Here is a 276-nt window from a genome sequence, read left to right on the forward strand (position 1 = left end):
GCGCGGACGGCGGCGCAGTACACGCAGGCGCGGTTGGGTCAGTTGTGGCAGGTGATGACGCCGTTGCTGAATGCGGCGGTGTACTACCTGATCTTCGGGATTCTGATCGGTACGCACCGGGGGGTCGACAACTTCATCGCGTTCCTGGTGACGGGTGTGTTCATTTTCACGTTCACGCAGTCGTCGGTGTTGAGCGGGGTGAAGTCGATCTCGGGGAATCTGGGGTTGATCCGGGCGTTGCATTTTCCGCGGGCGTCGATGCCGATCGCGTTCACG

At 61.6% G+C, this 276-nt stretch carries 1 protein-coding gene; it reads left to right on the forward strand.

What is annotated here, in order from left to right; all coding sequences use genetic code 11:
* Positions 1–276, forward strand: a 276-nt coding sequence (locus WA788_RS35800) for an ABC transporter permease (RefSeq protein WP_443034152.1), incomplete at both ends; no start/stop codon positions are given.

This window comes from Streptomyces sp. CA2R106 (genome assembly GCF_037034245.1).
In the GTDB taxonomy this organism is placed as follows: Bacteria; Actinomycetota; Actinomycetes; order Streptomycetales; family Streptomycetaceae; genus Actinacidiphila.